The sequence below is a fragment of the Bradyrhizobium sp. STM 3561 genome (genome assembly GCF_045571455.1).
GTDB classification, from domain to species: domain Bacteria; phylum Pseudomonadota; class Alphaproteobacteria; order Rhizobiales; family Xanthobacteraceae; genus Bradyrhizobium; species Bradyrhizobium vignae.
On sequence record NZ_CP120695.1, the window covers coordinates 5743562 to 5768880 of the forward strand.

The following is a 25319-nucleotide window of genomic DNA, read 5'->3' on the forward strand; positions in this document are numbered from 1 at the left end:
ACCTTAACCAATGGTTGCGTCCGGCGATTTCGCCGCGGTCGAGCCATGAAAAATCCGCAAAGCAAGACGGCGCGGGATGATCCCGCGCCGTTAAGAGACGTTAAGCGATGAGGCTGCCGCTCAGCCCTTGGTGACCAGCGGCGCATGGTAGACCGGCGCCGGCTGATCGAGATTCCAGCGCACGCCGAGCATCAGATCGTGCGAAGTGATGTCCTTGACTGTAAAGGCGCTGCCGTTCACCACGGTGACGCCGTCGAAAGAGCGAGTGGGCCCAGTCACTGCGTCGCCCAGATTGATGTAGCGATAGGCGAGATCAAGCGTCACGTTTGGCGTAACCTTGTAGGCAAGGCCGGCGTGCACGGCCCAGGCTAGATTCCATTTGCCGGAATCGCCCGCATAGGTGACGCTGCTGCTCTGAACGCCGCCCGTCGAGATCACGCCGTCATCGCGGAAGCCGCTGAGACGATTATACGCGCCGCCGAGACCGGCACCGACATAGGGCGTGACGCACCACCAGGTACCGAGATCGACATAGGCGTTGGCCATGACGACCCATTCCGACTTGCTCCCGGAGTAATTGTCGACAAAGAACTGGTTATTGGCAGCGGCATAGGCTGAGTTCGCTGGGACGTTCTGCGAACCGTGAAGGTTCGCCTTGCCACGATATTCACCAGTGAGATCGGCACGGAACCAGTTGTTGAACTGATAACCAACACCGAGCTTGTAGAGCGGAGAGCTGTCGAAGCCGAAGCCGTTGTTCTGCAGCGAGCCGGGGAAGTTGGTGTTCACTCTGTCGATGCTCGCGCTGTGCAGGCTCTTCATGCTCTGGTTGGTCATGCCGATGTCGCCGCGCAGATACCAGCCGCCGAAATCGGCGGGCGGAGCCGGCGGCGCGTACATGGGAGGGGGCGCGGCGATCGGCATATCGGCGGCGAACGCCATCGACGAGATCAGGGTTGCCGCACCCGCGGCAAGGAGAGACTTAACGCTACGCATTGGCTTCGTCCTTATTGGCCGGTGAGGCAAAATGCAGAGGCCCCACGTTCTGGAAACTCACGACGCGGACGATGGCAGCAAATGCTTAAGCGCCACTTAACCCTAATTTTTAAGGTTGATTTTTTCTCTACCCACACGCGCGCGTCGCGCGAGCGTTGCAAGAATGCCGCGCCAAATGCGACGCCCTCGCCGCATTCCCTAACGATGTGTGAAGCCGCAAAGCGGCAAGAGAGGATGCGTTAACGTAGCGGCCGCGGCAGTTTCGGCAGGAACACGGCGAGCAGCCCGATCGCCGGCAAATAGGCGCAGACGTGGTAGACGAACTCGATCGAGGTGTGGTCGGCGAGCTTGCCGAGCACGGCCGCGCCGAGGCCCCCGATGCCGAAGGCGACACCGAAGAACACGCCGGAGATCATGCCGAAGCGGTGCGGCACCAGCTCCTGCGCGAACACGATGATCGAGGACGTCGTCGAGGAGATGATCAGGCCGATGGCGACACTGAGCACGGCGCTGGCACCGAGCCCGGCATAAGGCAGCGCCAGCGTGAAAGGCAGCGCACCGAGGATCGAGATCCAGATCACGATCTTGCGGCCGAAGCGGTCGCCCAAGGGACCACCGAGAAACGCACCGACGGCGTTCGCTGCAAGAAAAACGAAGAGATAGATCTGGGCTGCCTGCGTCGACACGCCGAAACGGTCGATCAGGTAGAAGATGTAATAGCTAGACAGGCTCGAGACGTAGAGCTGCTTGGAGAACAACAGCGCGACCAGCACCAGCAGTGCCACGGCGACACGGCGTGAGCTCAGCCCGCCGGGCTGGGTATGGACGGGCGCAGCCTTCTTCGTCGTGATCTGCGGCGCGTACCAGCGGCCGATGCGCCAGAGGATGAGGATCGCGAGGAACGCGATCGAGGAGAACCAGGCGATGCTGCCCTGCCCGAACGGCACCACGATCAGTGCCGCCAGCACCGGCCCCATCGAGGTGCCGAAGCTGCCGCCGAGCTGGAACACCGATTGCGCAAAGCCGTAGCGGCCGCCGGAAGCGAGCCGCGCAATGCGTGCGGATTCGGGGTGAAACACTGCCGAGCCGAGGCCGACCAGTGCAGCGGCGAGGAGAATGACGAGATATTGGTGCGCGGTGCTGAGCAGCAAGAGGCCGAAGAACGTCGAGGCCATGCCGATCGCCAGCGAATAGGGCTGCGCCTTCTTGTCGGTGTAGTGCCCGACCACCGGCTGCAGCAGCGAGGCCGTGAACTGGAAGGCCAGCGTGATCATGCCGATCTGCGCGAAGTCGAGCGCGTAGGTGTCCTTCAGGATCGGATACACCGAAGCGATCAGCGACTGCATGGTGTCGTTGAGGAAGTGCGAGACGCTGATGCCGGCGAGCACGATGTAGGCCGGCCCTGCGGCTGCCTTGGCGGCGGGCGCGACGTCGCTGACGACGATGGGCTCGGTCAGCGTTTCCTCTGAGACGACGACAGGCTTGTTCAAGGCAGCATCCCGGCGCGGCAGATTGCCGCGAGGAACTGATTACGATGCAGGCGGCGGGGGAACCAGCGCCAATCGCAAATGGCTGGGATGCGCGGGTATCCCCCACTCTCTGGCTCCCTCGCCCCGTCCTTCACGGGGGCCTTCACGGGGAGAGGGTGGGGTGAGGGGCTGTCTCCGCACGTCCGGTCCGAACGAGACGGGGAGACCGCGCGCGTCGCTTGCGCGCCGGATAGAGATTCAGTGCGGCGACAGCCTGCCACGCCCCTCACCCGGATCGCATCGCGATGCGATCCGACCTCTCCCCCGCGGAAGAGCGGGGAGAGGTTGAGCAATCAGGCCGCAGCCTGTCCCAGCGCCAAGACGATGGTGTCGACGACGTCCTCGACCAGAATGCGGTCCTCGCCCTCGCCCATGACGCGGATCACGGGCTCGGTGCCGGAGGAGCGGATCAAGAGACGGCCGTGGCCGTTGAGGCGCTTCTCGCCGTCGGAGATCGCCGACTTGACGTCGGAATCGTCGAGCGGCTTGCCGCCCTTGTGACGAACGTTCTTGAGAATCTGCGGCAGCGGATCGAAGCGGTGACAGACCTCGGACACGGGCCGGCGCAGCTTCTGCACCACGGCCAGCACCTGCAGGGCCGCAACGAAACCGTCGCCGGTGGTGGCGTAGTCGGACAGGATGATGTGGCCGGACTGCTCGCCGCCGAGATTGTAGCCGCCGCTCAGCATCTGCTCGAGCACGTAGCGGTCGCCGACCGGCGTGCGCACGAGCTCGAGCCCCTGCCCGTTCAGGAAGCGCTCGAGGCCGAGATTTGACATCACGGTGGCGACGATGCCCGGCCGCGACAGCCGGCCGTCTTCCTTCCAGCTCTGCGCGATCACCGCGAGCAGCTGGTCACCGTCGACGATGTGGCCGCGCTCGTCGACCAGGATGACGCGATCGGCGTCGCCGTCGAGCGCGATGCCGATGTCGGCGCGCATCTCGCGCACCTTCTTCGACAGCGCCTCCGGCGAGGTCGAGCCGCATTCCTTGTTGATGTTGAAGCCGTCGGGCTCGACGCCGATCGGCACCACGTCGGCACCCAGCTCCCACAGCGCTTCGGGCACCACCTTGTAGGCCGCGCCATTGGCGCAATCGATCACGACGCGCAAGCCGTCCAGCGACAGATCGCGCGGCAGCGTGCGCTTGGCGAATTCGATGTAGCGGTCGTGCACGCCGTCGATACGGCGCGCGCGGCCGAGGCTCGCGCTCTGCGCCAGCCGCTTGTCGAGGGATTCGTCGAGCAACTGCTCGATCTGCCGCTCGACATCATCGGAGAGCTTGAAGCCCTGCGGCCCGAACAGCTTGATGCCGTTATCCTCGAACAGATTGTGCGAGGCCGAAATCATCACGCCGAGATCGGCGCGCATCGACTTGGTCAGCATCGCGACCGCCGGCGTCGGCATCGGGCCGACCAGCAGCACGTCCATGCCGACCGAGGTGAAGCCTGCGACCATCGCGTATTCGATCATGTAGCCGGACAGACGGGTGTCCTTGCCGATCACGACCCGGTGGCGGTGGTCGCCGCGCTGAAACGCAAGGCCTGCGGCCTGGCCGACCTTGAGCGCGAGCTCCGGCGTGATCAGTCCGTTGGCGCGGCCCCGGATCCCGTCGGTCCCGAAATATTTGCGGCTCATATCGTCCCCCAAGGCAACAACCAGGGAATCCCCTTTACAACCACGGGCTGCCCGACCGGGCCCCGCATCCCCTGATGTGCTGGGGGTCTTATAATGCCATGGTAGCTAACTTGGCTTCAAAAAATATGATCAATCGTTACGGAACCGGGCGCGGCAACGGCTCAATAACGCTTTGTTAACATTATATTTCATACTGGAACGCCGCGCCAGCTGGAACCCGCGCTACCCGGCGCGCTTCACATGGCCGTCCTCGCGGCTCGGCGCCGGCTGGGTGACATTGACCGGGTCGGAGCCCGGAAAGGTCTCTTCCAGTCCCTCTTCCAGCGCCTCCTCGAGATCATGCTTCTCCTTGATCTCTTCCGGCGAGGGTCCAGCGTGCGGCCGCTTCATGGCGCCCTCCTTGAAAACGTGCTGCAAACGATTTGGCTGTGCATCCAACCATGCTAGATGACCCCGAAATGTTCCGATGCAAGAACTTCCACGTCAGACGGGCCGGGGAAACGACATGAAGCACATCACCTGTATCGACGATCTTCGCACGCTGCATCAGCGCCGCGTGCCGAAGGCGTTCTTCGACTATTGCGACCGCGGCTCCTATGCCGAGGAAACGCTGCGCGCCAATCGCGAGGACATGCAGGCGATCAAGTTCCGCCAGCGCATCCTCGTCGACGTCTCCAAGCGCGACACCTCGACCACGATCCTCGGCGAGCCCTCGACCATGCCGCTGATTCTCGCGCCGGTCGGCCTGCTCGGCATGCAGCACGGCGACGGCGAGATCCATGCCTGCCGTGCCGCCCAGGCCGCCGGTATCCCGTTCACGCAGTCGACGATGTCGATCTGCTCGATCGAGGACATCGCCGCCAATGTCGAGAAGCCGTTCTGGTTCCAGCTCTACGTGATGAAGGACCGCGGCTTCATCAAGGAGCTGATCCAGCGCGCGATGGCCGCCAAGTGCAGCGCGCTGGTGCTCACCGTCGACCTGCAGGTGATCGGCCAGCGCCATGCCGACATCAAGAACGGCATGACGGTGCCGCCCGAGTGGTCGCTGTCGAAGCTCCTGGACTTCGCCAGCAAGCCGGCCTGGGTCTCCGGCGTGCTGCGGGGCAAGCGCCGCACCTTCGGCAACATCGCAGGTCACGTGAAGAACACCGAGGATCTCAACCGACTCGCCGAGTGGACCGCCTCGCAGTTCGATACCTCCTTGAACTGGAAGGACGTCGAGTGGGTCCGCAGCATCTGGCCAGGCAAGCTCATCATCAAGGGCATATTGGACGTCGAGGATGCCGAGGAAGCCGCCAAGACCGGCGCGCAGGCGCTCGTCGTCTCCAATCATGGCGGCCGCCAGCTCGATGGCGCCCCGTCCTCGATCGAGGTGCTGCCCGAGATCGCCGACGCGGTCGGTGACAAGATGGAGATCATGTTCGACGGCGGCATTCGCTCCGGCCAGGACGTGATGCGCGCGCTGGCGCTCGGCGCAAAGTCCTGCATGATCGGCCGCGCCTATGCCTATGGCTTAGGTGCCGGCGGCCAGGCCGGCGTCGCCAAGGCGATCGAGATCATCCAGAAGGAGCTGCTCACGACGATGGGCCTGTGCGGCGTCAACCGGATCGACGAGATCGATGATCATGTCATTGCGGTGTGAGACGCCTGGCGAGACGCTGCCACATTGATAACTGTCGTCCCGGACAAGCGCAGCTTCAGATAACGCGCAGCGTTAGCTGGAGCGGAGCGCTGATCCGGGACGACAGCGGAGATTGTGGAGGCAACTGCGCGCTACACCACCCGCCCTCACATCGGCGGCGTCAGGCCGTCGCGGCCGACGCTGACGCGGTTGGTCTCGAACGAGCCGTCCGGCAATTGCTTCATGAAGGCGATGACCTTGGCGCCGGCCTTCAGGTCGGATTTGTCGCCGGGCACGAATGTCACCACCGTCGTGTTGTCGGCGACGAACACCTTCTTCTCGCCGTCCTTGTACTTGACCAGCAGCGTGTGACCGTCATTGCCGACGACGCTCTCGGCCACCGTCGCATTGGTCATGCTGGAGTTGGGCTTGAGGTCCCACGGCCGAGAGCCCTCGCCGGTGCCGCGCATGCTTTCCGGAAACACGTGCACCTCGACGGCGTTCTGGCTGCCGTCCGGTCCCGGCACGGTGGTCGCCCCGATGAACGAACCCGGCTTGATGTCGGCGAGTGAAATCCTGGTGATCCCCGACACGTTCACGTCGGAGGCGAGGTGAAGCTTGACCTCCTCGCCGCTGCGCGACTTGACCTGCATGGTGTCGCCATTGACGCTTTCGATGGTGCCGCGCACGCGCGTCGGCACCGGCGCCTTCTGGGCGAAGGCGCAGTAGGTCGAGACGGCCACCATCGCGACGGCGATCAGCGGACGTGTGAAAGTTGCACGTTGAACAGGCATGATGGTCTCCGATTGTCCCCACGGATGGAGAACTCCGAAGAGCCGCGCCCTATTCTCTCAAGACTTCGTGAGATCGGCCTCGACCAACGCGCGCAGCTCGGCCGTGACCTCAGGCCGGCGGCCGAACCACAGTTCGAAGCCGCGCACCGCCTGATGCAGCAGCATGCCGAGCCCGTCGGCGGTTTTCAGGCCTCGCGCCCTCGCTGCGGCGAGCAGCGGCGTCACCAGGGGAACATAGACGAGGTCGGCGACGACCGCCGCTTGCGGCAGCCGTGCGACATCGACATCGAGTGAAGGCTGCCCGTGCATGCCGAGCGATGTCGTGTTCACGAGAAGTTTTGCCTGCGGCAGCACGTCGCCGATCGCGTCCCACGTCACGGGATGCACGTTCGGTCCGAACTGCTTTGCCAGCGTCTCGGCCCGCGCGACGGTGCGATTGGCGACATGCACGCACTTGACGCCGCGTTCGAGCAGGCCGAACACGACCGCGCGCGCGGAGCCGCCGGCACCCAGCACCAGCGCTTCCTCAGCCGCATCCCAGCCGGAGGCGCTGGCGTCGAGATTGTTGACGAAGCCTTCAACGTCGGTGTTGGTCGCGCGCAGCTCGCCATCCGCGAACCACAGCGTGTTGGCGGCGCCGACCGCCTTGGCGCGCGCATCGGGCGTCGACAGCGCCAGCACGGCTTCCTTGTGCGGGATGGTGACGTTGGCACCGACGAAGCCGCGCAGCAACAGCCGCAGCACGAAATCGCGCAGGTCCTCGGGCGGAACCGCTTCGATGACATAGCCGCCCTCGATTTCGAGCGTGCGCAGCCAGTAATGATGAATCAGCGGCGAGCGCGAATGCGCCGCCGGCCATCCGATCAGACAGGCTGCGGGAGTTCTTGGCGCGGTCATCTTTCCCTCGGGTCGTTTCCGAGGCGATCCATTTCGCGTCGCGCCCGCGCTGTCAAGCGCGCGCCGTCAGCTCGCAGCGGTCTCATCGGCGGCTCGGCCCTTGATGTCGGCGATGGCACGCTCGAGGCTCTGGCGATAGCGCGCGCGCGGCGGGCTCACGCCATGGGTGAGCAGCGCGCGCCGGACCGCGGGCGAGGCCCCCGTGATGAACAGCCTGATGCCCTGGCGGTGCGCCTTGGCCGCGACCCGGCCGAGCACGTTGGCCGCGGTCGAATCCAGGAACGGCACCGCGGCGAAGTCGACCACGAAGGCCTTGCGCCGGTCGGCGATGTCGTCGAGCACGCCGCCGATCGCCGAGGCTGCGCCGAAGAAGAACGCGCCGGTGATGCGATACACCAGCACGTCGCGGTCGATCGCAAGCGCGGGGTCGTAGGGCACGCGCGCACCGTTGCTGTCATCGGCCCGATCGGCGGCCACCAGCGGCGTGCGCTCCTCGATGCCCGTCATCTCGGCCATGCGGTGGATGAACAGCACCGCGCCGAGCGCGAAGCCGACCAGGATGCCTTCGGTGAGATCGCGGAAGATCGTGAGCAGGAAGGTCGCGAGCAGCACCACGGCATCGCCCCACGACGAGCGCAAGAGCGTGGCGAACTCCTGCTTCTCCGCCATGGTCCAGGCCACCACGACCAGCACCGAGGCGAGCGCGGCCAGCGGAATGTAGCTCGCCAGCGGCGCCGCGATCAGCATGAACAGCAGCAGGAACACCGAATGCAGCATGCCCGCGAGCGGCCCGCGCGCGCCGGCGCGGATGTTGGTGGCGGTACGTGCGATCAGGCCGGTGACGCAGATGCCGCCGAACAGCGCCGAGCCGATATTGGCCGCGCCTTGCGCCACCAGCTCGCAATTGGACCGGTGACGGCGGCCGGTCATGCCGTCAGCCACCACCGCCGACAGCAGCGATTCGATGGCCGCCAGCAGCGCGAAGGCGATCGCATCCGGCAGCACGGCCCGTGCCTTCTCCAACGAGAACGCCGGCAGCACTGGGGAGGGCAGCTCGCGCGGAATGCCGCCGAAGCGCGAGCCGATGGTCTCGACCGGGAGCGACAGCATGCCGCTTGCGACCGCCGCAAACACGACCGCGATCAGAATGCCGGGCCAGGACGGCCGCCAGCGGCGCAAGCCGGCGATGATGGCGATGCTGACGATGGCGACTGCGACGGCGGACGGATTGATGGTGTTGAGGCCGCGGGCGAGCGCGAGGAGTTTCGGCACGAACTCGCTGGGCTCCCTTCCCGCGAGCGCGATTCCTGAGAGATCGCGGAGCTGGCTGGCGAAGATGATCACGGCGATGCCGGCGGTGAAGCCGACCGTCACCGGATAGGGAATGAACTTGATGTAGGTGCCGACCCGCAACAGGCCCGCGGCGATCAGAAACAGGCCCGCCATCGTGGTCGCGAGGATGACACCGTCGACGCCGTGACGCTCTGCGGTCGCTGCGACCAAGACGATGAACGCACCGGCAGGTCCGCCGATCTGGAACCGGCTGCCGCCGAGCAGGGAAGCGATGAAGCCGCCAGCCACAGCCGTGTAGAGGCCGCGGTCCGGCGTCACGCCCGAAGCGATCGCAATCGCCATCGACAGTGGCAGCGCAACGATCGCAACCGTCAGGCCGGCAAAGACGTCGGCGCGGAAATCGGCGAGACCGTAGCCTTCACGCCAGACGGTGACGAGCTTCGGCAGATACAGTTCGGCAAAGGTCGGCTGATGCAGCTGGTGCAGCCGGCTCGCCTGATCACTTGTGATGGTCATTGCCCCACAATGCTCCGGTGCATCGTGCCGCGCGCGTGCGACGACGATGCGCTAGTTCATTCTGCCCGGGCACGATCACCGTAGCGATCATGCTCAGATGCGGCGCGGCGGCCCCGGCTCCTTGAGGCGAACGCCACGCCCGCCGCTGTCGCTGCGGGCCTGCTCGCCGATCAGTTCGACGCCGGCCCGGTCGAACGCCTCGACCACCTTGATCAGGGTCTCGACCACGCCACGAACATTGCCGGTAGAGGCCTCCATCCGCTGGATGGTCGGCAGCGAAACGCCGGCAAGCTCGGCCAGGGTTTTCTGGTCAATGCCGAGCAGCGCGCGGGCCGCCCGCATCTGGAACGACGTGATCACCTTGGCCTCACGTATTGGAACTTATAAATGATGTTCAGAACATATACAATGATGTAAAATACATCATTCTTGGATAAGCGCAAGGAGCTCGCGCGTCCTCCGTCATTGCGAGCCAACGGGTCCGCGCGAAGCGCGGCCCGATGACAGGCTCTGCGAAGCGATCCAGAATCCCTCCGCGGAACGACTCTGAATTGCTTCACTGCGCTCGCAATGACGTGTGGATGGGGCGCGACCTACATGAAACGCCGCACGCGAAGAGACAGCCCTCCACCCTCTCCCCATAAGGACGAGGAGAGGGAGTGAGAGAGCGGAGACTTACGTATCACGCCGCGTGCTGATGCGCGGCGATGATCTGGTCGGCGGCGCGGCCGGTGACCTCGGCCATGTGGTCGAACTGGCGCGTGAAGCTGCCGGCGCCGGCGGTGGCCGAGCGCAGCTCCACGATCAGTTCGCCGATCTCGGCTTCCGGCATCATGGCGCGGACGCAGTCCCAGCCGCTCCAGCCGTCGCGCGTATCGAAGCCGAGGATCTGTCCGCGCCGCGCCGACAGGATCGCGTTGATCTTGGCCGTGGCGTCGGTCGGGCAGACGATCTCGACCACGTGGATCGGCTCCAGCAGCACCGGCTGACATTGCGGCAGGCCCTCGTTGAGGCCGATCCGCGCCGCCGTGCGGAAGGCGAGGTCGGAACTATCGACGCTGTGATAGGAGCCGTCGGTCAGTGTCACCTGCACGTCGGTGACGGGGAAACCGAGCGGGCCGCGCGCCAGCCCATCAATGACGCCTTCCTCCACCGCCGGGATGTAGTTGCGCGGCACCGCGCCACCCACCACCGTCTCGGCGAACTTGAAGCCGTCGCCGCGGGGCAACGGCCTGATGTCGAGCACGACGTCGCCGAACTGGCCATGGCCACCGGACTGCTTCTTGTGGCGTCCGCGCTGGGTGATCGGCTTGCGGATGGTCTCCTGATAGCCGATCGCGGGAGGATGCGAGGTGACCTTGACGCCGAAGCGGTCGCGCAGCCGCTCGCCGGCGACGCGCAGATGCATCTCGCCCTGCCCCCACAGCACGGTGTCGTGGGTCTTGGCGTTCTGCACGACGACAAGCGACGGATCCTCCTCGTGCAGCCGCATCATCGCCTGGCCGAGCTTGACGTCATCCTTGCGATCGGTCGCCGCGATCGAGATCGCGAGCACCGGCGGCGTCGGCTCGATTGCGATCAATGCCGCGGGCGGCGTCTTGCCATTTGAGACCGTGTCGCCGGTCTTCACGGGATCGAGCTTGGCGAGCGCCACGGTGTCGCCGAGATCGGCGGTGGCACGCTTGGTGTCGTAGGCGCCGTTGACGGCGAGGATGCCGGAGATGCGCCCTGCACCGCCGGAGGACGATTGCAGCGTGGCGCCGTCGTCGAGATGGCCGGCGAGCAGCCGCGTCAGCGACAGCTTTCCGCCATGCTGCGAATGCAGTGTCTTGAAGACGTAGCCGAGTGCATCCTTGGTTTCGGGAACGCCGAGACGTTTTGCGGTCTCCGCGACACCGGGCGCCTCGTGGCGCAGCGCCTTCATCAGGCGCAACACGCCGTTCTCGCGCAAGGCAGACCCTAACAGCACCGGGCAAATCAGTCCCTCGCGCAATTCGCGGGCGAGATCGTCGAACACGGCATCGCGCGGCGGCTGGATGTCCTCGAGCAGCTGCTCCATCAGCGCATCGTCGTGGTCGGCGAGCTTCTCCAGCATCGAGAAGCGGGCTTCCTTCTCGCGGTCGAGATCGCCGCCTTCGAGCGCGATCACCTCGGAGGCCTTGTGCTCGCGATAGACGAAGGCGCGCTCCAGCGCGAGATCGACGAAGCCCTCGATCAGCTCGCCCTTCCAGATCGGGATCTGGCGCAGCACCAGCGGTACGCGCGAGGCGGGCTGCAGCATCGCGAGGGTCTCGCGGATGCGCTGGCTGGCGCGATCGATCTTGTTGAGGAACAGGAAACGCGGGATCTTCAGCTCCTCCAGCTCGCGCAGGATGATCTGAAGCTGCGGCAGCTTCTTCTCGTCGGCCTCACAGACCACGATGGCGGCGTCGACCGCGGGAAGCGCGGCGCGCATGTCGTGGGCAAACTCGACGGAACCGGGACAATCGAGGAAGGTGTAGCTGTCGCCCATGAAACTCGTGGTCGCGGCAGTCAGCCCGACGGTCATCTTGTGTTGACGGGCCTCTGGCGTGGCGTCGCCAACGGAAGTTCCGGCGTCGACGCTGCCGGCGCGCGGGATTGCGCCCGTTCGCGCCAGGATTGCTTCGAGAAGTGTGGTTTTACCGCTTTGGAAAGGGCCCACCAGCGCAATGCACCGTGGACCTCGGGGACTTCTGACGTCTTGTCCCATTCGCCGCCTCCTTTGTGTGGAGCTCGGCCCATGATTGGGTCGGCAAGCATTGATGCTCTGCCCGTCCCCGAGGTTTGGCAAGCATCAAACGTCGCTGCGGTGCGTCGTCAGTAAGTCTTGATGACGGTTGAGACCAGATGTGGCTTCGAGTCCGGCGTTCTGCCTCTCCCCGACGGGGAGAGGTCGGATTGCGCAGCAATCCGGGTGAGGGGCGGCAGCTTTTGGTGAGACCGTAACCCCTCACCCGGATCGCATCCCTCGATGCGATCCGACCTCTCCCTTCGGGAGAGGTGAACGAGAGCCTCTTCAGTCAATTAGAATTGACGGCGCTCAACGGCCCGGGCGGAGTTCCAGGCTTTCGAGACCGGCGGCGACGTTGAGGCCGACCTGGCCCTGCACGCTGAGCGGCTGGAGCGCGATCGCGTTGTTGGAGCCGCCGACCAGCACGTTGCCGCCGAGGCCGACGCCAACCGAGGCGCTGCCCTGCGCGCCGGCGTAATTGCCGGAGAGATCGCCGGGGCCGAGCCGGTCGACCGGCGCGAACACGCCCCAGGCGAGCGAGGTCTCCTGGGTGATGCCGATGTCGAGGCCCACTTTACGGATGGTCGCGACGTAGCGGTCCTCAGGCAAGCCGTCGGCGCGCAGCACGCAGCCGAGATTGGTCACCGATCCCACGATGAAGCCGACGCTGGCGCCGCCGCGGCATTCGAGCACGCCGACCCGGACCATCCGCTGCTGCTGCGCGCCGCTGCTCCCGACGGAGGCAAGGAGGCTGACGGCGGCGAGCCCGGCAAGGACGAACGAACGGCGCATGAATGTCTCCGGCGATGAATGGGATGCAAGAAGGACGCGGCACACGCCGCGCGATCGTCTATGCCACAAGAGCGTTGTGGCTGCCAGATCGGACGCGTTTAGAATCGAATTCGCGGAGAGAGGCCCCTCGCCCCACCCTCTCCCAGTAAGAATGGGCGAGGGAGCGAGAGAGACGTGCGTCCCTTACAGTCGTCGCAGATGTGATCCGGGTGAGGGGCCGGGCACAACGCCGACCAGAGCAAAAGTCCATCCGACTCCGCTTATCGAAACACAACAAGAAAGGCCCGCCGAAGCGGGCCTTTTCAATTCGCACACTGTCCTCGGCTCAGCGCAGGTTGCCGCAGAAGCGCTGGATGCGCTTGCAGGCGTCTTCGAGGTCCGAGGTCTTGGTCGCGTAAGAGATGCGGAAGGCCGGGCCGAGGCCGAAGGCCGAACCCTGCACCACGGCGACGCCTTCGGTCTCCAAGAGCTCGGTGACGAACTGCTCGTCATTGCCGATCACGTTGCCCGACGGCGCCTTCTTGCCGATGGTACCGGCGCAGGAGGGATAGACGTAGAACGCACCCTCGGGACGCGGGCACTCGATGCCGTTCGCCTGGTTGAGCATGGAGACGACGAGGTCGCGGCGCTCCTTGAACACCTTGTTGTTGGCGGGGATGAACTCCTGCGGACCGTTCAGCGCCTCGACCGAGGCCCACTGCGCGATCGAGCACGGGTTCGAGGTCGATTGCGACTGAATGGTCGCCATCGCCTTGATGAGATGCGCCGGACCGCCGGCATAGCCAATGCGCCAGCCGGTCATGCAATACGCCTTGGAGACGCCGTTCACGGTGAGCGTGCGGTCGTAGAGGCCGGGCTCGACCTGTGCGACGGTGGTGAACTGGAAGTCGTCATAGACGAGATGCTCGTACATGTCGTCGGTCATCACCCAGACATGGGGATGCTTCATCAGCACATCGGTGAGCGCCTTCAGCTCCGACTTGGTGTAGGCGGCCCCCGTCGGGTTCGACGGCGAGCACAGGATGACCCATTTGGTCTTCGGCGTGATCGCGCGCTCGAGCGCCTCCGCCTGCAGCTTGAAACCGGTTCCGGCAGGGCAGACCACCGGCACCGCCTCGCCGCCGGCGAGCGCGACCATTTCAGGGTAGCTGACCCAGTACGGTGCGGGAATGATCACCTCGTCGCCCGGATTGATGGTCGCCATCAGCGCGTTGTAGAGCACCTGCTTGCCGCCGGTGCCGACGATGATCTGGTTCGGCTTGTAGGCCACGCCATTCTCGCGCTGAAACTTGGCGATGATGGCTTCCTTCAGCTCGGGGATGCCGTCGACCGCGGTGTACTTGGTCTTGCCGGCCTCGATGGCGCGGATCGCTGCCAGCTTGATGTTGGCGGGCGTATCGAAATCGGGCTCGCCGGCACCGAGGCCGATGACGTTGCGCCCCGCCGCTTTCAGCGCGCGTGCTTTGTCCGTGACCGCGATGGTCGCGGACGGCTTCACACGGTCGAGCGCAGCGGCAAGGAAGGACATCGTCATCTCCTGACAAGCGTCGTGAAGCCTTTCGCCTCACGACTCTGATTGTGGGAATGAGCTACCCTAAAACGTGTGCCGCTGCGCCGCAAGAAACTTCGGCCCGATCTCGGAAAAGTTTATGATTTTCGACCGTCTCAAGGTGCGATTTTCCGCAATATTGCGCAACTTTGCCGGCCAAATCCCTCATATCCGGCAAGGCCTGTCCTCGGAGCAATTTTGCTTGCGCGTGGCGCTGTTTCTGCACCGTCATGGCCGGGCTCGTCCCGGCCATCCACGTCCTGCCAAACGGCGCAAAGAATGTGGATGCCCTGGACAAGCCCGGGCATGACGGCGTGCTGATTCTATGGCAGCGACCTAACTCAATCGCTCAACCGTCTCTCGCTCATGCGCGGCGCAATGCCTGCCCGCGTTGACGCAAGCGTGAACTGAATTGCATCGTCGCGCGGAAATGATCTTCCGCAGCATTGCAGTGCGGTAGGGTTTTCGAGTTTTTCTATTGGCTGGCTCTTGCGGCGGATTCGCATCGGCATCATTGTTTAGCCGCCTCGCGGGGCAACGAGCGCCGCGTCTTCCCGTCCTCGGATTCGAACCCCAGAATGTACAAGCTCTATTCGATGCAACGCTCGGGCAACAGCTACAAGGTCCGCCTTGCGCTGGCGCTGCTCAACCTGCCTTACGAAGCGGTGGAGGTGGACATTCTGCGCGGCGAGAGCCGCACGCCGGATTTTCTGAGCAAGAACCCCTCGGGGCAGGTGCCGCTGCTCGAGGTCGGCGAGAACCGCTATCTCGCCGAGTCCAACGCCATCCTCTGGTACGTCGCCGTCGGTACGCCGCTCGCACCGGAGAACCGCATCGACCGCGCCGAGGCGCTGCAATGGATGTTCTTCGAGCAGCACGCGCTCGAGCCGAACATCGGCGCGGCCTATTTCTGGCTGTCGCTGGTCAAGGGCGGCCGCGATCTCCAGACCCATTCGCTGGAGGACTGGATGGAGCGCGGCTATGGCGCGCTCCAGGTGATGGAGAACCATCTCAAGACCAACGCCTATTTCGCCGCGCGCCAGCTCACGGTGGCCGACATCGCGCTGTACGGCTACACCCACCTCGCCGACCGCTGCGACTTCGATCTTTCGACCTTCCCGGCGATCCGGGACTGGCTGAAACGCGTCGAAGCCACGCCCGGATTCGTGACGATGGACTGGCGCCCGGCCGACATCGACGACCCCGCCAGCATCGCGGCGGGCGCCTGACGGCGCGACCGGCTCCGGCGAATAGCGGGCATAAGGACCGCCTTTGCCGCAATCCCGCCACTTTCAGCGCGATCGCCGCCGCAATATTGCCGGTTGAAACTGGGAATTTCCGGAAAATCGCGGGTGATTCGCTCGCGTGTTGAAGGATTTAGACCAATGATGCGGGCGTCCGGCACGGCAGGCTTTCAAAGCCCATCCGCTACCGTCGCGTCTTCCCGGCTCACCCATGCGGTCGCGGCCTCGCTCGCCGTCGCCGCGCTCTCGCTGTGCCTGATCGTCACCCTGACGGTGCTGTCGACCAAGGCGACCATGGCGATGGGCCTGCCGGTCTGATTCCCGTTTCATCCTGGACCAGCCTTCAGGGCGCCACGGGGCCCGCGCCGACCGGCATTGCGACAGGACGTCGATGAAATCACCTGTGGTAGTCGTTGCAATCACCCTGACTGCGGCCATCCTGGTCGCGGCATCGCTGCTGATCATCGTCGGCACGCGCAAGGGCGCGGGGACATCGACGCTGAATGCGCCGACGCTGCAACAGCGCGTCAAGCACGCGCATATGGTCTAAAATCATCCGAAAACCCTGCGCTTGCACGCAAGCGCGCCTTAAGCACACCGCACGAAATCGCATCGCGCTCGCGCAACAATCACTCAGTGTTGCGGCCTTACATCGTTCGGAAGGAGCGAGACTGGTCCATGCGGTTCGGATGGCGCGCGATCTGCGGTCCGGCGTTGACGGCAACAGCCCTGCTGCTGGCACTGCTTTTCGACCGCTTCATCCCCACGCCCTCGCCCGCGCCGCTGTTCGTCTGCATCGTGGCTCTCGCCGGCGCGCTCGCGGGTCTCGCCGCCGCGACGACGACCGCGGTCGTCGCGGTGATCGGCACGGCGCTGTTCTTCCTCAGCCGCCAGGGCGTGTCCGGCTATGGGCCCGCCGATCTGATCCGGCTCGGGCTCCTGGCCATCACGGCCGCCGGCACGGCCGGCATCACCGGCCTGATGCGCGAGCGGCTGCTCCGCACATTCGCGGCCGAACGCCGGAGCCACGCCACGGCCGCGCGGCTGTCGGCCGCGCTCGACCAGATCGATATCGGCATCGTGCTGCTCGATGCCGAGACCCGGGCCGAATTCATCAACCGCGCGTTCCGCGATTATTTTGGGGTGCCGGACGAGATCGCCGACGGCAAGCCGCCCTTCATCGCGCTGATGTATCACGGCCGCGACACCGGCGCGTTCGAGCTGCCCGCGGACGAGCTCGGCACCTTCATCGCGCAGCGCATGGAGATGGTGCGGGTCGGCGATGCCACGCCGATCAACATCAAATTGCGCAGCGGCGAGGTGCTGCGCTTCGTCTGCACCGCGCTGCCCGACGGCGGACGGATGCTGAGCTACACCCCGGTGACCGACCTCGTGCGCCACACCGACGCGCCGTCGCGCGCCGACTACTACCGCTCGCTGCGCGACCCCGCGAGCCGCAAGCTGATCCGGTATCTGCGCTTCGCGGAGTAGAACAGGGTCGAACGCAAGCACTGGCGGCGCTCGGGGTTCACCTCTCCCCGACGGGCAGAGGTGAACCGAATCCTGAGCTAGCCAATCCTCTTCGTGCCCAACTGACAGCGCGATTGATTGCTGCACCGATCATCACGTATGAAGGGCACTTGATTGATCGCGGAAATTCACATGCCCCTCACCATTCGCGCCGTCACCAGGCAGGATTACGATCAATGGCTGCCGCTGTGGGACGGCTACAACGCCTTCTACGGCCGCTCCGGTCCGACCGCGCTCGCGCCCGAGATCACGCGCATGACGTGGCAGCGCTTCTTCGATGCCTACGAGCCGATGCACGCGCTGGTCGCCGAGGACGGCGGCCGCCTGCTCGGGCTGACGCATTATCTGTTTCATCGCAGCACCACCGCGATCGAGCCGTCCTGCTATTTGCAGGACCTGTTCACGCTCGAGGCGGCGCGCGGCAAGGGTGTCGCCTCGGCGCTGATCCTAGGCGTCTACGAGCGGGCAAAACTTGCGGGATCGCCGCGCGTCTACTGGCAGACACATGAGACCAATCTCACGGCGCAGCGCCTGTACGACAAGGTCGCAGAGCGCTCCGGCTTCATCGTCTATCGCAAGATCTTCTGAGTCCTGTGCCGTGGGGTCCTGTGGATAACTCCGCCTGTCACCCGCGCGTAACATAGCAAGGTTAGGCTGCCCCTGCGTCTGGTCAGGCCCCCCGTCTCCGATCAAGCGCCCAAGCGGTCCCCGTCAGTCGCCGCGTCTGACAGGGGCCGCATTTTTTTGCGACAGCGTCACTTCGCGCCGCGCCCCACCGTCTGCATGACCTCGAATCCCTCGAACTGAGGATGGCCGAGATAAAGCGGCTTGTTGTCGCCGGCCCGGTGATGCGCCGCGCGAAACGCCTCCGACTTGGTCCAGGCCTCGAAGGCTGCGTGGTTCGCCCAGACCGTGTGCGAAGCGTACAGCGTGTGATCCTCGGCTTCCGGCCCGCGCAGCAGATGGAATTCGATGAAGCCTGGCACCTTGTCGAGATGGGTATCGCGCGTGAGCCAGACCTGCTCGAAGGCGGCCTCGGAGCCCTTGGCGACACGGAAGCGGTTCATGGCGATGTACATGGGGTGGTTCTCCTGATGCTCCGCCGATATTTCGTCATTCCGGGATGCGCCGCAAGGCGCGGGCCCGGAATCCATTTTTCTGCAGAAAGTGTGGAGAGATGGATTCCGGGTTCGCGCTTCGCACGGCCCGGAATGACAGCTAAGCCGCAAGCCCCTTCATCGGCCTTGCGCTTGCGCTGTCCGGAAACACCGTCTCCGCCAGCACACGATCCGACAGGCCGAACTGGTCCTGCAGCACGCCCTTGATCACGGAGCGCAGATCCGTCGTTGGCTTGAGGTCGCGGCTCTCATACAGGTTCGCGAGCTTGAGGCCCGGCCAGTCCGAGATGACGCGGCCGCCTTTCACGGCGCCGCCGGCGAGCAGCGCGATCGTGCCGGTGCCGTGATCGGTGCCGTCGGTGCCGTTGATGCGCGCGGTGCGGCCGAACTCGGTGGCAACGACCACGATGGTGTCGCGCCAGCGATTGCCCAAGCAGCTTTCGAATTCGGCGAGCGCGCCGTCGAGCCCACCGAGCAGGAAGGCGAGACGCCCCACCGGGCCGCCTTCATTGGCATGCGTGTCCCAACCGTCGAAGGCGAGTGCGGCGATGCGCGGGCCGTCATCGGCCGCCATCAGTTTGGCGGCGCCGCGCGCCACTTGGCGCATCTGTGCGACGGCGTTGCCGCGCGTCGCTTTCATGTCGTCGCCGCTCGCGACCTTGTCGAGCTGAAGGCCTTGCGACAGCGCCGAGGCCAGAACGGGATCGCGGTGGCGATAGAGCTCGACGAGCCGCATCGCGGTGTCGTCGTCGGCCTGCGGCAGCGCCACCGACGCCCAGCCGACGGTCGGCGCGTTGCCGCGCAGCACCAGCGGCGTGGTCGGCCCGACCGCGAGGCCGCTCGACACGCGCTCGCCGCGCGGCAGCGCCTCCAGCGCGCGGTTGAGCCAGCCGGACTGCACCCGGCCGGGGCCGGCATAGCCGCTTTCGAGCACGTCCTGACCGTCGAAATGCGAGCGGTCGCGATAGGGCGTCGCCACCGCATGAATCACCGCGGCATGCCGATCCCTATACATGCGCGCGAACTCCGGCATCGCCGGATGCAAGGCGAAGAACGAGTCGAGCATGATCGCGGGATGGGCTCCATCGGCCGTGAGCGCGATCGATCCGTGCAGGCCGGCATAATCGGGATCGCCGATCGGCGCGACGGTCGAGAGCCCGTCCAGCGCGCCGCGCAGGATCACCACGATCAATCGCGGATCGCGCCCGTCGGCCGCGCGGGCGAATTTCGGCAGGTAAGCCCAGGCTGCAAAGGAGGCGCTGCCGAGCAGCAGGCCACGGCGCGTGGTGAGGAGCCGGTTCTCGAGGCAATCGGTCATCATCATCTCCTCTGCATTTCCGGCGACATCAAGAGCAGCGCCAGCGCCTGCTGCCGCGACTCCGCACGCTCGATGGTGCGGCGCGTTTCGGTCGAGGCCGCGTCCGCCGCTGCGAACTCCAGCAGGTCGAGCGGATCGATGTTGTTGCCGAGCCGCGCGCCGATCCGCGCGGCGATGTCGAGCCTGAGCTTCATGCCTTCGGGCGCAGCCCAGGCGGCGCTGGTATCGGGGAAACCGTTGGGTCCTGCCGGCGACCACAGCGGCTGGCCGAGCAGGTTGAGACCGTTGAGATACACCCCGGGATCCTCGGGCACGCGCGCCAGCAGCCGGCCGCTCGCGACCAGGAAATCGTAAGGGCTGCGCATCTTGGTCAGCGGCGCTTTCCAGGCCTCATCGGAATCGACCAGCGCCGTCGCGAGCGCCTTGAGATCGCCGTCGGTCTTGACGAAGACATCGCGCAGCCGCGCGACGAGCACCGGCGGCGGATCGTCGGCGACGAAGTGCCGAGCGAATTTGGTGGCGATGAAGTTCGCGGTCGACGGATGTCGCGCGAGGTCGGCGAGCGCGGCTTCGCCCTGTGCGAGCCCGGCGGCGTCGTAGGTCTTGCCGAGCAGGACTTGCGGCCCGGGCTGATGCGCGTTGACGTTGAAGACGAAGGAGCCGGGTGCCCCCAACTGCCCCTGCCGTCCGGCAAAGGTCCAGCCGGTGATGATGCGCGCGAGCGAGGTGACGTCGCCCTGCGTGTAGCCGCCGCCGACGCCGAGCGTATGCAGCTCCATGATCTCGCGCGCGAGATTTTCATTCAGCCCGCGCTTGCGGTTTTGGCCCGCGCGCGAGTCCGGTCCGAGCGATTGCTGGTTGTCGAGGAAGAACAGCATGGCCGGATGCTGCTCGACCGCCCTCAGCATGTCGGCGAAGCGCCCGAGCACATGCGGCCTGATCGCCTCGCGCTCGAAGGAACCGGCCCAGATCCGCGCCAGCTCGCCCTTGCCGGCGGAGATGCAGAAATGGTTGGACCAGAACACGACGAGACGCTCGGTGAAGCCGCAATCGACGAGCGTCGCGCGCTGCAGGCGTGCCAGCGCCTCGGCGCGAAAGATCTTTTGAATCACGTTGAGCGGCTGCGGTGCCGGCTTTGCCGCAGGCGGCGTGGCCGCGTTGGGCTGCATGGTCCCGGACTTGGCGGTGTTCTCGGTCGGCTTCGCCTCCGCCATCTGCCCGGTGATCTCCGCCGCAGCGTTCAGCGAGAGATTGCGGCGCAGCCCCGGCGTCTGATCGGCAGGCGCTTGTGCCGGCGTTTCGGCGGGCCCCCCGGCTTTGGCAGTTTCCTTGGCGGCCTCGCGCGCCTGTTTGACCTGGTCCTGATAGGCGAACACGGCCTGACCGAGTTGCGGCGTCGATTGCAGTCCGGGCGCTTCCAGCAGCACGCCATTGGGACGCGCAAGCTCGGCCTTCACGAAGCCGCGCGGGTCGGATGCTGCGTTGATGAGATCGCCCGATGCGCCGCCGCGGGCGCCGAAGCCGAAGCGGTTGAGTGCGATGAGGGCGGCTTGCGAATCGCGAGCCATCGATCTGTCCTTCGCGCGTTGGGAGCCGCTTTCCTGATACGTTCGCGGCGCCTGAAGCGCGATGGGATCAGGATGAATCACCATCGCGCTCCAGGTTATTGTTCGAGCATGATCCTTTCGGAAAACCGCTCCACACTTTTCCGGATCATGCTCTAATATACCGGAGCGACAGATGAACCCGACATGAAAAATGACGGCGAAGCTTCGACGTAAATCATGACAAATCCGAAAGAACCCGCATTGCAGGAACCACGGCGCCTCGCCTGCTCCCGCTGCGGCAGCGAGTTCGGCTGCGATCTCTCGGGCAACTGCTGGTGCGCGGAGGAAACCGCGCGACTGCCGATGCCGGTCGAGGGCGAGGACTGCCTGTGCCGGGAGTGTCTGCGCAGGGCGGCGGAGGCGCCTAGCCCGGACGGAGCGCAAGCGTAATCCGGAAACGTTCTGCAGGCACAATCCCCGGATTTCGCTGCCATCCGGCTACGAAACCTGCACCTGATGTCCGGGCGATTTGCGCGCCATGCCATCGAACGCATCCAGCAGCTTTTCACGCCAGGCGTAGACTGGATCATCCGCCTCCAGCAGCTTGAACGGGCTGACCACGCGTGCCCATTGGAATCCGCCGAACACGATGTAGTCGGCATAGTTCGGCGCGTTGCCGCCGATGAAGGGCTGCGTCTTGAATGTCTGCCGCATCACCTCCAGAGATTTGCGGAACGCGACCACGCCGGCATCGCGGCTCGCCATGATCTCCTCGAGGGTCTTGCCGCCGAAGCGCGCCTCGCGCGACTTGCGGAAATAGGCGGCGTCGACGTCGGCAAGGTTCGCCGGGATGTCGGCGATAATCAGCGGAAAGATGCCGCCGACGATGGCGATGTCGCCCCATGCGTTGATCATGCGCGCCATCGCGCGGCCGCCCTCGCCGCCGAACAGCGACGGGCGATCCGGGAAATTGTCTTCGAGATAGGTCGCGATGGTCCAGGAATCGACCACTGGCTTGTCGTCGTGCAACAGCACCGGGACCTTCTCGGAGCCGTGCGGGGCAAGCGCGCTCTTCTCGGTGAAGCGCCAGGGCAGTGATTCCGCCGATAGACCCTTGTGCGCCAGCGCCATCCGCGTGCGCCAGCAATACGGGCTGAACGGGCGCGCGGGGTCGGTGCCGACGAGTTCGAACAATTTGAGCGACATGCAAGGTGTCTCCACACGCTCCGTCATTGCGAGGAGCTGTTGCGACGAAGACTGCCGCCGCGAAAGACATTCTGGATTGCTTCGCTTGCGCTCGCAATGACGATGTGGTGAGAGATGTCCACGCCAAATTCTGTTGTCATGCCCCGGCTTCTCCGGGGCATCCAGTACGCCGCGGCAGTCGTGAGATGCACTGCCGCCGGTGTCTACCGGATCATCCGCCTTCGCGGATGATGACAGCGAGACATCGATAAAGCGAGCGCTTCACCGCCCGTTGGTGCGCAGCAGTTTCTCGCCGTCCTTGGTGACCGCGATGACCAGCCCGAGGCCGGCAACCGTCTCGCGGGCGACGTAGCCGCGGTCGGCGGCGTCCTCCCAGATCGTGAGGCGCGGGCAAGAGGTCTTCCAGGTCGCGATCACCTCGGCATAGGCGCGCGGCTCGCGCGCCACCCATTCGACGAAGTCCAGCACCAGCGGATCGACGGTCTCGCTCATTGCAAACCTCCCCTGTCGAAGGCGGCCAGCACCGGCGCACGAAGCAACAGCCAGCCGCCATGGGCGATGTAGTAGCAGGCGATGGTGGTGATCAGCTTGTTGGACCAGGCGATGAATTGCTGGTCGGTCATGGCTTCGAGGATGCGCCGTGCCAGCGTGGTGCCGAGCATCGAGGCGAGAATCGCGACCCCGGCGAGCACGGGATCGAGGCTCGCGGCCTGATCGATGATGCCGCCGAAATAGACCAGCTTGGTGAAATGGCTGACGAGCTGGCACATCGCCTTGGTCGCGACCTTCTCGCGCCGGCCGAAATCGCCGCCGAGGAAGAAGGTGTCGAGCAGCGGGCCGGAGACGCCGGTCATCAACATCAAGCCCATGCAGATCGTGCCATAGACCGTGCCCTGCCAGAGACGGTCGGGATCCGGCTTGATGTTCGCGGGAAGCAGCCGCGCCATGAACGGCGTGGCGCCGAGCATCAGCAGCGCGGTCGGCTTGTCCGGCACGTAGCGGGTGAGCGACCAAGCCGTGAGCGCGACCGCGGCGCCGACCATATAGTTCGCGACCGGCCGCCAGCGGATATGCGCCCGCCACAGGAACGCGCGCCAGCCGTTCGAGGCCATCTGCGTGATCGCGTGCAGTACCATCGCTGTCGGCAGCGGCATCAAGGCCAAGAGCACGCCGATCAGGATCAGCCCGCCCGCCATGCCGAACAGCCCCGACAGGAACGCGGTGGCGACCATCAGCAATCCGAGGGCAGCGATCATGATGGGCGCCACGAAGGGTATCTCCTGCCGGTGGGTTGGGGACGCAAGTTGCCAATTCCCCCTTGCCCCGCTTGGGGGAAGGCGAAGGAGAACGTGCCTCGCTTGCTCCTCTCGCGCAAACTGAGTTATCTTGGCCTGGCATCAGCTTTCCTGAGGGCGGATCATTTGCGGCGGCTGCTGTTTCTCAACGGCATCAAGGCGTTCGAGGCGGCGGCGCGGACCGGCAGCTTTGCTGCGGCCGGGCTGGAGCTGAGCGTGTCGGCGGCCGCCGTCAGCCGCATGGTGCATCTGCTCGAAGAGCGACTAGGCGTCGCGCTGTTCGAGCGCAAGGCCAACCGCCTGGTGCTGACGCAGGCCGGCCGCGCCTATCAGGGCGGACTGACCCCGATCTTCGATGCGCTGGCAAGCCTCACCGCGCAGGTGACGGCGCCTGCCAGCGTGCGCGTGCTCACCATCGGCGTCGGCCACACCTTCGCGATGCGCTGGCTGATCCCGCGCCTGTCGGAGTTCCGCAGCGAGGAGCCCGACATCGAGGTGCGCTTCACCACCGGCGGCGCCGCGGTGCCGTTCGGCGAGGACTGGAGCTGCGGCATCAAGCTCGGCACCGGCGACTGGCCCGGTCTCGTCGCGGAGCCGCTGTTCGCCGGCGATCTCACCCCCGTCTGCGTGCCCCGCCTCGCGGGCGGCCTGAAGCGTCCGGCCGATTTGAAGGGACCGAGCCTGATCCGCGTCGCGCACTCAGCCGAGGACTGGCCGATCTGGCTGAAGGCCGCAGGCGCTGCGCGGATCAATGCGCGCGGGCCCGAGTTCCAGTTCTACGGCCAGGCGTTGCAGGCCGCCGCCGACGGGCTCGGCATCGCCATGGGCATCCGCCCCTATATCGACGACGACCTCGCCGCCGGCCGGCTGGTGGCGCCGTTCGACCTCTCCGTCCCTAAGGGCATGCGCTGGTACCTGCTCTATCGCAGCTTTCAGACCGAGCAGCGCGACTTTGCCGCGTTCCGCCGCTGGATCATGCGAGCGGCGTCGGAACCCGCCGCCCGCCCGCGGCGGATTGGCCGCGCCGCGGCGCGGAGTTGAGGCCCCCCCGGGCAAAAAAGCCGACTGCTTGTGAACGGCTTCACATTCTGAAATCCGCAAACATGGTCCCCTGATCCTCCGAAAAGAAACGTGGGACCTACACTCATGACGACCCTTTACGACGGCTTTGACATCGAATCCTTCGAAGCTGGCAAGGGGCTGTGGCACGCGCGGATCCGGCGTGCCGATTTCAGCCCGGTGGCCATCGACGGCGTGCTGTTTCCTGCCATGGAAGTCGGCTTCGCCTGGCCCGATCGCGATGCCGCGATTGCCGATGCCAAGCACCACATCGATCGCTTCCGCCGGCGGGCCGACGGCGACGACGAATAGACGACGGGTCCGCGGGCGGACCAGAGACGGGGCGGCGCAAGGGGAAAACCGGTCATGTCCATCATCGAAATCAACGCGGCGCGGCCGCGGATCTACGCCCGCGCGGTGCTGTCCAACTGCCCGGAATGCGACGGCGATCTCGCGGTGCTCCGCGTGATCGGCGGTCGTGCCGGATGCGAGTACTGGACCATGCGCTGCACGGATTGCGGCGGCATTCATCTCGACATCCTCGAGCCTCACATCACGGCCGGGGATGACAATGAGCCGCCGCCGGCGGCATGAACCGCAAGGCTGCTGCCAACCTGCTGTCAGCA

28 protein-coding genes are annotated in these 25319 nt (G+C 65.5%); 10 read left to right on the plus strand and 18 right to left on the minus strand.

Going from position 1 to position 25319, the window contains the following annotated elements; translation table 11 throughout:
* Window positions 1–120 precede the first annotated feature (120 nt).
* From P6U28_RS27180 to P6U28_RS27195, 4 genes are all read right to left on the minus strand, one after another.
* Window positions 121–996: an outer membrane protein gene (locus tag P6U28_RS27180; protein ID WP_122401043.1), complete on the minus strand. Its 876-nt coding sequence runs from the start codon at window positions 994–996 to the stop codon at window positions 121–123.
* Window positions 997–1235: 239 nt separating this feature from the next.
* The gene (locus P6U28_RS27185) at window positions 1236–2486 is read right to left on the minus strand and encodes an MFS transporter (protein WP_407120264.1); all 1251 of its coding nucleotides are present in this window, start codon (window positions 2484–2486) and stop codon (window positions 1236–1238) included.
* A 332-nt stretch (window positions 2487–2818) separates the two neighbouring features.
* The gene (gene glmM / locus P6U28_RS27190; RefSeq protein WP_122401041.1) at window positions 2819–4162 is read right to left on the minus strand and encodes a phosphoglucosamine mutase; all 1344 of its coding nucleotides are present in this window, start codon (window positions 4160–4162) and stop codon (window positions 2819–2821) included.
* 222 nt (window positions 4163–4384) lie between these two features.
* The gene (locus P6U28_RS27195; RefSeq protein ID WP_164937260.1) at window positions 4385–4552 is read right to left on the minus strand and encodes a hypothetical protein; all 168 of its coding nucleotides are present in this window, start codon (window positions 4550–4552) and stop codon (window positions 4385–4387) included.
* 115 nt (window positions 4553–4667) lie between these two features.
* Between P6U28_RS27195 and P6U28_RS27200 the strand changes: the two genes are divergently transcribed.
* Window positions 4668–5804, plus strand: a complete 1137-nt coding sequence (locus P6U28_RS27200; RefSeq protein ID WP_122401039.1) for an alpha-hydroxy acid oxidase — start codon at window positions 4668–4670, stop codon at window positions 5802–5804.
* Between the two features lie 146 nt (window positions 5805–5950).
* On the opposite strand, the gene P6U28_RS27205 is transcribed toward P6U28_RS27200, so the two are convergent.
* The 8 genes from P6U28_RS27205 to P6U28_RS27240 form a co-directional block, all read right to left on the minus strand.
* Window positions 5951–6577: a hypothetical protein gene (locus tag P6U28_RS27205; RefSeq protein WP_122401038.1), complete on the minus strand. Its 627-nt coding sequence runs from the start codon at window positions 6575–6577 to the stop codon at window positions 5951–5953.
* A 57-nt stretch (window positions 6578–6634) separates the two neighbouring features.
* Entirely contained in the window at window positions 6635–7474 is an 840-nt protein-coding gene (locus tag P6U28_RS27210; protein ID WP_122401037.1) for a shikimate dehydrogenase, read from the minus strand.
* A 66-nt stretch (window positions 7475–7540) separates the two neighbouring features.
* Entirely contained in the window at window positions 7541–9283 is a 1743-nt protein-coding gene (locus tag P6U28_RS27215; protein WP_122401036.1) for a SulP family inorganic anion transporter, read from the minus strand.
* A gap of 93 nt (window positions 9284–9376) precedes the next feature.
* Window positions 9377–9643, minus strand: a complete 267-nt coding sequence (locus P6U28_RS27220; RefSeq protein WP_129146196.1) for a helix-turn-helix domain-containing protein — start codon at window positions 9641–9643, stop codon at window positions 9377–9379.
* Window positions 9644–9965: 322 nt separating this feature from the next.
* Window positions 9966–12014, minus strand: coding sequence for an elongation factor G (locus tag P6U28_RS27225; RefSeq protein ID WP_129142545.1), 2049 nt, complete (start codon window positions 12012–12014; stop codon window positions 9966–9968).
* Between the two features lie 330 nt (window positions 12015–12344).
* Entirely contained in the window at window positions 12345–12827 is a 483-nt protein-coding gene (locus P6U28_RS27230; protein ID WP_129142546.1) for a DUF992 domain-containing protein, read from the minus strand.
* A gap of 325 nt (window positions 12828–13152) precedes the next feature.
* Entirely contained in the window at window positions 13153–14355 is a 1203-nt protein-coding gene (locus P6U28_RS27235) for a pyridoxal phosphate-dependent aminotransferase (protein WP_407120265.1), read from the minus strand.
* A gap of 61 nt (window positions 14356–14416) precedes the next feature.
* A complete protein-coding gene (locus P6U28_RS27240) occupies window positions 14417–14608 on the minus strand; it encodes a hypothetical protein (protein ID WP_164936749.1) in 192 nt (63 codons plus the stop codon).
* 346 nt (window positions 14609–14954) lie between these two features.
* On the opposite strand from P6U28_RS27240, the gene P6U28_RS27245 reads away from it, so the two are divergent.
* The 5 genes from P6U28_RS27245 to P6U28_RS27265 all read left to right on the plus strand — a co-directional run bounded on the left by P6U28_RS27245 (window position 14955) and on the right by P6U28_RS27265 (window position 17738).
* A complete protein-coding gene (locus P6U28_RS27245; RefSeq protein WP_122401032.1) occupies window positions 14955–15605 on the plus strand; it encodes a glutathione S-transferase family protein in 651 nt (216 codons plus the stop codon).
* Between the two features lie 156 nt (window positions 15606–15761).
* A complete protein-coding gene (locus P6U28_RS27250) occupies window positions 15762–15938 on the plus strand; it encodes a hypothetical protein (protein WP_162832045.1) in 177 nt (58 codons plus the stop codon).
* Between the two features lie 73 nt (window positions 15939–16011).
* Complete coding sequence (locus tag P6U28_RS27255; RefSeq protein ID WP_122401031.1) at window positions 16012–16170, plus strand: hypothetical protein; 159 nt, start codon at window positions 16012–16014, stop codon at window positions 16168–16170.
* Between the two features lie 128 nt (window positions 16171–16298).
* Window positions 16299–17111, plus strand: a complete 813-nt coding sequence (locus P6U28_RS27260) for a PAS-domain containing protein (protein WP_129142548.1) — start codon at window positions 16299–16301, stop codon at window positions 17109–17111.
* Between the two features lie 171 nt (window positions 17112–17282).
* The gene (locus P6U28_RS27265; protein WP_129142549.1) at window positions 17283–17738 is read left to right on the plus strand and encodes a GNAT family N-acetyltransferase; all 456 of its coding nucleotides are present in this window, start codon (window positions 17283–17285) and stop codon (window positions 17736–17738) included.
* Window positions 17739–17905: 167 nt separating this feature from the next.
* Here the strand turns inward: P6U28_RS27265 and P6U28_RS27270 are convergent, their stop codons facing one another.
* From P6U28_RS27270 to P6U28_RS27280, 3 genes are all read right to left on the minus strand, one after another.
* Entirely contained in the window at window positions 17906–18229 is a 324-nt protein-coding gene (locus P6U28_RS27270) for an antibiotic biosynthesis monooxygenase (protein ID WP_122401029.1), read from the minus strand.
* Window positions 18230–18368: 139 nt separating this feature from the next.
* Window positions 18369–19586, minus strand: coding sequence for a DUF1501 domain-containing protein (locus P6U28_RS27275; RefSeq protein ID WP_164936750.1), 1218 nt, complete (start codon window positions 19584–19586; stop codon window positions 18369–18371).
* Between the two features lie 2 nt (window positions 19587–19588).
* On the minus strand, window positions 19589–21154 hold the full coding sequence (locus P6U28_RS27280; RefSeq protein ID WP_407120266.1) for a DUF1800 domain-containing protein: 1566 nt from the start codon (window positions 21152–21154) through the stop codon (window positions 19589–19591).
* A 216-nt stretch (window positions 21155–21370) separates the two neighbouring features.
* On the opposite strand from P6U28_RS27280, the gene P6U28_RS27285 reads away from it, so the two are divergent.
* Window positions 21371–21583, plus strand: coding sequence for a cysteine-rich CWC family protein (locus P6U28_RS27285; protein ID WP_122401026.1), 213 nt, complete (start codon window positions 21371–21373; stop codon window positions 21581–21583).
* 48 nt (window positions 21584–21631) lie between these two features.
* Here P6U28_RS27285 and P6U28_RS27290 read toward each other — a convergent pair whose 3' ends face one another.
* The 3 genes from P6U28_RS27290 to P6U28_RS27300 form a co-directional block, all read right to left on the minus strand.
* Window positions 21632–22339: a glutathione S-transferase family protein gene (locus tag P6U28_RS27290; protein ID WP_129142552.1), complete on the minus strand. Its 708-nt coding sequence runs from the start codon at window positions 22337–22339 to the stop codon at window positions 21632–21634.
* A 261-nt stretch (window positions 22340–22600) separates the two neighbouring features.
* Window positions 22601–22831, minus strand: coding sequence for a hypothetical protein (locus P6U28_RS27295; RefSeq protein ID WP_122401023.1), 231 nt, complete (start codon window positions 22829–22831; stop codon window positions 22601–22603).
* Window positions 22828–23607 (minus strand): sulfite exporter TauE/SafE family protein, encoded by a 780-nt coding sequence (locus P6U28_RS27300; protein WP_129142553.1) that lies wholly within the window; start codon window positions 23605–23607, stop codon window positions 22828–22830. Before P6U28_RS27300 ends, P6U28_RS27295 begins: the two co-directional genes overlap by 4 nt.
* 153 nt (window positions 23608–23760) lie before the next feature.
* Here P6U28_RS27300 and P6U28_RS27305 point away from each other — a divergent pair, with 153 nt between their 5' ends.
* From P6U28_RS27305 to P6U28_RS27315, 3 genes are all read left to right on the plus strand, one after another.
* Window positions 23761–24675, plus strand: a complete 915-nt coding sequence (locus P6U28_RS27305; protein WP_129142667.1) for a LysR substrate-binding domain-containing protein — start codon at window positions 23761–23763, stop codon at window positions 24673–24675.
* Between the two features lie 105 nt (window positions 24676–24780).
* Window positions 24781–25005 carry a hypothetical protein gene (locus P6U28_RS27310; RefSeq protein ID WP_035710417.1) on the plus strand — a complete coding sequence of 75 codons (225 nt, stop codon included), beginning with the start codon at window positions 24781–24783 and terminating at the stop codon, window positions 25003–25005.
* A 54-nt stretch (window positions 25006–25059) separates the two neighbouring features.
* A complete protein-coding gene (locus tag P6U28_RS27315; protein ID WP_122401020.1) occupies window positions 25060–25287 on the plus strand; it encodes a hypothetical protein in 228 nt (75 codons plus the stop codon).
* Window positions 25288–25319 lie beyond the last annotated feature (32 nt).